6 protein-coding genes are annotated in these 5,761 nt (G+C 44.9%); all 6 read left to right on the top strand.

The window, feature by feature from the left end; translation table 11 throughout:
- Positions 1–565 (top strand): alkaline phosphatase PhoX (locus tag ACWVCM_RS04710; protein WP_455200561.1); only part of this gene is annotated, 565 nt, incomplete at its 5' end.
- A gap of 234 nt (positions 566–799) precedes the next feature.
- Complete coding sequence (locus ACWVCM_RS04705) at positions 800–2,290, top strand: hypothetical protein (RefSeq protein ID WP_455200560.1); 1,491 nt, start codon at positions 800–802, stop codon at positions 2,288–2,290.
- Positions 2,291–2,492: 202 nt separating this feature from the next.
- Positions 2,493–2,849: a hypothetical protein gene (locus ACWVCM_RS04700; RefSeq protein WP_455200559.1), complete on the top strand. Its 357-nt coding sequence runs from the start codon at positions 2,493–2,495 to the stop codon at positions 2,847–2,849.
- A gap of 112 nt (positions 2,850–2,961) precedes the next feature.
- Positions 2,962–3,366: a PA2779 family protein gene (locus ACWVCM_RS04695; protein ID WP_455200558.1), complete on the top strand. Its 405-nt coding sequence runs from the start codon at positions 2,962–2,964 to the stop codon at positions 3,364–3,366.
- Positions 3,367–3,438: 72 nt separating this feature from the next.
- Positions 3,439–4,353, top strand: coding sequence for a PA2778 family cysteine peptidase (locus ACWVCM_RS04690; protein WP_455200557.1), 915 nt, complete (start codon positions 3,439–3,441; stop codon positions 4,351–4,353).
- Between the two features lie 709 nt (positions 4,354–5,062).
- A partial coding sequence (locus tag ACWVCM_RS04685; protein ID WP_455200556.1) for a hypothetical protein occupies positions 5,063–5,761 on the top strand: 699 nt, incomplete at its 3' end.

The raw sequence follows: 5,761 nt of genomic DNA, 5'->3' as shown, positions 1-5,761 counted from the left end.
GACTGACGAAGCGGATGGTGAGTTTGTGGATGGTACCTACGAGCCGGATGGCGGGGAGAATGCCGTAATCTTGCAACCGGGAACAACTGTTTTACCCACGGTCGCCATCACCGAAGGGCCACGCGATGAATACGGCAGGGAGTACTATGAAGGCCGTGTTATCGCCATCAACCTCAACACCATGGAAGTCACTAACTTTGTCAAAGCGGGTGTTAACGTGCCTGTTGAAATTGGCAAGCCTGGGGAAGAAGGCCATCAAACAGGTTTCGACAGTGTTGATAACCTGGCCGAATCACCCGACGGACGCCTGATTATGATCGAAGACAACAAACCGTCTGACATCTGGTTTGCCAGCACCAGGAAGGTCGACGACTTTGGTGCTTCAAAAGACGTTGATCTTTTCGCATCCTTAACGGATCCCGATGCGGAAGGAACGGGTATTTATTTCAGTCCACAAGATCCCCACACACTGTATGTAAACATCCAGCACTCGGCAGCTGACGATGGTGACGGAACCTGGGCGATCAGTAAAACCGGCAAGCATCATGATGACCATGATGAATAAATAGCCTGCTTTAGACGATTAAGCATTACCCACTCGAAGGCCGCGGCAGTTATGTCGCGGCTTTCTTGTGTGATATTATAACTTGTTGAATTATATTGATTAATTATTAACTGCGATCGGTGCTATAAATCGCCAGCGTGTATGAATCCTGCATATTTACCTTCAGTATCGAGGCTAACTAGCCGTTAACCAAAGAGAATTCTCAGGATTTTTTTACGCTATAGTGAACTGATCATGCGTGTCATTGGACAGGCCATCATTGTTGCTTGCTTGCTATTGGGTGTCATTTCCCAAGCCCACGCTGTGTACATTCAACGTACCATTACCGTCGATGGCACGATGACAGACTGGACTACGCCGACGGATATAACCAATAATCCAGGACAATTCAGTAACGATGGGCAGGATGGAAATACGCCGGCGGATGATCTGGATGATCCCTTAAAAAGTACCGGGCGCGATTTAAAGAAGTTTTCCTTCACCTGGGATAACACATATGTGTATTTTTATGTCGAGCGCTGGGCATCATCTACCAATGTAACCGACTGGTGGTTTTTTATTGATTCCAGTGCTGATGGCAATATGCAGTCGGGTGAAAAGGTATTGCGCATCAAATGGCAGGGTAGCAACCAAAATACTGTTGCTGAACTTTGGGATTACGTGGAATCAGCCAGCGGCGGTGATCCGCTGACAGATGGGGGTGGCAATGGTGATGGTTATACCATGCCGGGCGGAATCACTAATCAATCTACACTGTATTCTTTAAACGGCGGCGCGCCATCTGGTGTGCAAATGGAATCCCGCGTTAGTTGGGCAAGCCTGGGATTCGGAGCGCCGGCCAATTTGAAATTTCACATTTCTTCTTCCAACGGCAGCAATTTACCCAATAATATTATTGATAACATGGATGGTCCTGCTGGCGGACAGTTGTTTCCAAAAGATCTGCAGGTCTCCAAGTCAGCATCAGTCACTACAATTAAAGGTAACCAGCCCTTTACCTACACCGTTGAAGTATATAACGCAGCGATTGTTGATTTTACCGACGTTGTTATATCCGATGTGTTGCCTTCACAAGTAACCTATGTGAGCCACTCGGTAGAAGCCGGTACCACATTCGATGATTCAGACAGTAACAGTATTCCTGATGAATGGAATATTCCCAGTATTCCAGCCAATTCCACCTACACATTGACGATTAATGTTACTGCGGGAGTTGTTCCGGTCATTATGACGGTAACCAATACCGCAACACTCACCGCGTCTACCCCGGCGGATGAAGATTCCAGTAATGACAGTGGGAGTGTGGACGTTGATATTGAACCGATACCGGTATTAACCATGGTGAAGTATTCATCAGCACCTACGGTAAATCCCGGCAGTACTATCACGTACACGCTTGATGTTACCAATACGGGTGGTGATGATGCATATACCGTTGTGGTTGAGGATCAGCTTAGCCCATTTGTAATGTTTGGCTTAAACACTTATGGGGTGGGCGTTCCATTTCAACTGGTAGAGGGTACACCAGCATCAGGCTTGAGTATTGGTTCTATTACCTATTCTGATGACAACGGGGTGACATTTAGCTATACGCCAACCTCGGGAGGTGGTGGTGCACCTGCCGGTTATGATGCCAACGTGACCAACTGGAAAATTGAAATGAATGGGACCATGAATGACGGTGGTGGTAACCTTGATTTAAATTACCAGGTTATCATTAATTGATTGTGCTGTGTTAACCTGAATTTTCAGAAAACAATTCAAGACTTCAGCACAATTTACGCAATAGACCACCACATAATTTAATGCCAGGTGCTGCGCTCAATCTTGTGTTGCGTTATAGTTGGGCAATGGATTTTCACTTCAAGTAGTTTTTCTACCCGCATAAATTGATGACACAAGCGTATTCGATAAGGTGGTAAAATAAATGGAATTAATATGGTTGTTCGGCGCAGTGTTTTTGATTGCCATTGTTTACCTCAATTACATGTGCACTCAGATTATTCAGTCTTCGCAAATTCACTCTGCCGAAAAAAAACAAAAACTGGTCTTGATTGTCTGGTTGCTGCCGGTGCTGGGTGTTTTTCTCGCATTGTTTAAAATTAATAAGGATATTAAAAAGAACCGCGAAAAGGTTGAAGGCGAAATCGCACCGGCAATTCGTGAACTGGCGGACAAATTAAAGACCCTGGAAAGTGATATTCAACGGGAGAAACAAAAAGAATTAAAACAGCAACAAACACAAGAGCAACAACAGGAAAGTAATCAGGATCCTTACCATTAGTCACTTTGGCACCAGGAATCCACAAACGAATATTCATCAATCGACAAATTATACGGAATGTTTATAATTACTATCATCATTCCTACTTGCTCGTAAATTTGGAGGAACACGGATGCATCATAGAAAACGATTATTCAAAGCGGTAAGCCAGGTTATGTTAGTGTGTTTCCTGATGGTAAACCTGCAGCATGCTGCACTTGCCGGCATTGTGACTACTACGGATATTATCGATAGTCAGGTAACTCATACCGAAAAACAACGCATATATCAGTTACTGGAACGCGATGATGTTCGCGCAAAACTTGTTGAGTATGGCGTCGATCCTGATGCTGCGCTTAATCGTGTAGCGAATATGACCGACGAAGAAGCCATGTTGTTTGCGCAGAACATGCAGGATTTGCCTGCGGGTGGCACTGATGTCTTAGGCGTGCTTTTGATAGTATTTCTGGTGTTACTGTTTACCGATATTATGGGGTATACAGACATATTTCCTTTCGTGAAGAAAACGGCGAAATAAGAAATCTCGCTCCAGAAAAAGTTTATGACCTCTTATCGGAAGACTGCCAGATGGTTAATTGGCAGTCTTTTTTTGTTAAGTGCCTGCAGCACGACGCTAGAGATAGATCAGCTTCGCAACACGACTGATATACAATCCCGTCAAAAAACCGAAATTCCGAATGTGCCATTCTTCGCGCAAGAGCAATACCAGTGCGGTCCAGCGGCACTGGCGATGTTATTAAACTGGTCGGGTCAGCAAGTGACACCTGAAGAACTTAAACCCAAGGTGTACGTGCCGGAACGAAAGGGTAGCTTTCAACTGGAGATGGTTGTGGCAACACGTAGTTACCAGCGCATACCCTATGAATTGACCTTGGGTTGGCAAAGTTTGATTGCTGAAATTGAAGCTGGCCATCCGGTGTTGGTGTTACAGAATCTGGGTATAGACTGGTTTCCTAACTGGCACTACGCAGTTGTGAAGGGCATAGATATAGCTGCCAATGAAATAGTGTTGCACTCAGGGACCACCGAGAACTATGTGGTCAATCTCGAAACTTTTGAGAGAACCTGGCAGCGTGCCAATAAGTGGGCCATGGTGGTGATGCGCCCGGACAACATACCGGCATCGGCAGATGCCCTAAGCTATTTAAAAGCGGTCTCTGTCGTTGAAAAGCAGGGGCAATTGAGCATTGCGCTGCAAGCATATCAGGCAGTCGTGAAGCGGTGGCCCAATGAAATTATCGCAATGATGGGATTGGGCAATGTGTATTACCAGTTAGCACAGTTAGAGAATGCAAAATCTGCCTATAAACGTGCGATCGCAATAGATGCTGAATATGCACCCGCGCATAATAATCTGGCCCAGGTATTATTAGATACTAATCAGCTGGACGATGCTTATGAGCATGCCCTGATCGCGGTTCGAATCGGTGGAGTTCATGTTAATAACTACCGTGACACCCTGAAACTGATTGAACAGCGACAACGATTGGGTAACACAAATTAATCCTCCCAGGTTTTTCGGCGCAGGTTCATCTCTCAGGCTACCTGAGCAGAGCGCTACCAGGCTACCTGAGCAGTGCGCTACACCCCACCCGATAAACCAGAGGATCGAACCATCATTAGCGCCATAAAACTGGCCTAATCTTTTTAAACGAAAACTTCGTTATAAATGAATATGTTAGTGGGGCGATAAGCCTGCTTCGCGTAGGGTTTCTTTGAAAAAAAAATCGAGTAAATCACTATGAAATAGCGCGCCTTGTAGGAAAATTCTTAAACGTATGTCAGTGAATTTAGTGAATTTTCCTACCGTGTTGACTTTGAAATCTGGCCGAATATACTAATTTTTAATAAGCAAAAACTTATGTAACCGATAAGTTTAAGCTTATACGTATTCGCTTTTACATTAATGCAAACAGGGGGCGGCAATGTAAAAGCGGACAAGCATCGGGGGTGGAGTCTGAGAGGCTCTAACGGTGTGACAGGGGCGGTCGTAACAAGCGGGGTTAGCGACGGAAAATGTGATGGAAGTGCATCATGTTTTTTAAAGTTTTGCGCACTGTCTTCTCCGATTTCACCCTCGATGTTTCCCGAAACCATCAGTACATCAGTAACAGTACACAGCGATGGCGACGGGCAGGAATGCAATAACGCACGGACGCTATTTCGAACGTGGGTATTTCTAATAATTAAATTGTGAGCGTCGGGGGTTGACCATGAGCGAAGAGAAATCAGGGTCGGGCGCAAATACAAATGCCAAACATAACGGTATTGTGAGTGCGGTCGCATTTCTAAAACAAAAATATCCAGGGCAATTCAACCAAACCAAAAATGAAGCCTCCAGGGCTTCGTCTCGCAAGTTCTTCATCGTTTCATCAGTCATCGCGGTTATATTGACTTCAGCCTGGCTCAGGTGGACGCAATTCAGCTTTGTTACTGATTATGACTTTATTTATAACACCGGTCTGGCGGGCGGAATATTGATGCTGGTTGCGTTAACGTATTCATTACGCAAAAGGATGCCAATACTTAAAAACTCCGGGAAAGTGGAGTCATGGTATGTCGTGCATTTATGTGCAGGTATTGCCGGTCCATTGATAACAATCTTACATTCTTCATTTGCCATTAAGTCAGTTAACAGTTTGATAGCGATAGTCGCAATGGCATTAATCGTCTGTAGTGGAGCATTGGGGCGATTTTTATTTACGCGTTTATCATTCATTATGCACAGTAAGCTGGAGCGCATTGACCGTGAAGAGGTTGAGTTATTCGATACGCTGGTTAAATACGATAGTGAAGTCATCAGGAAACATCTGTCGCGATTAACAGTAACCTGTTTAACACAACCCAGAACAGTTTTTCATATACCTTATGCTTATTTTCTCGTACGAGCCCAGGCAGCAGCTTGTTACGTG

Source organism: Kaarinaea lacus (genome assembly GCF_975902315.1).
Note: the sequence above shows the minus strand (reverse complement) of the source record. Positions and strands in the feature narration are given on the sequence as shown.

What these genes read in the sequence shown, in the direction of transcription:
- ACWVCM_RS04705 (WP_455200560.1), top strand. Translation starts at nt 800, where the DNA reads ATGCGTGTCATTGGACAGGCCATCATTGTTGCTTGCTTGCTATTGGGT.
- ACWVCM_RS04700 (WP_455200559.1), top strand. Translation starts at nt 2,493, where the DNA reads ATGGAATTAATATGGTTGTTCGGCGCAGTGTTTTTGATTGCCATTGTT.
- ACWVCM_RS04695 (WP_455200558.1), top strand. Translation starts at nt 2,962, where the DNA reads ATGCATCATAGAAAACGATTATTCAAAGCGGTAAGCCAGGTTATGTTA.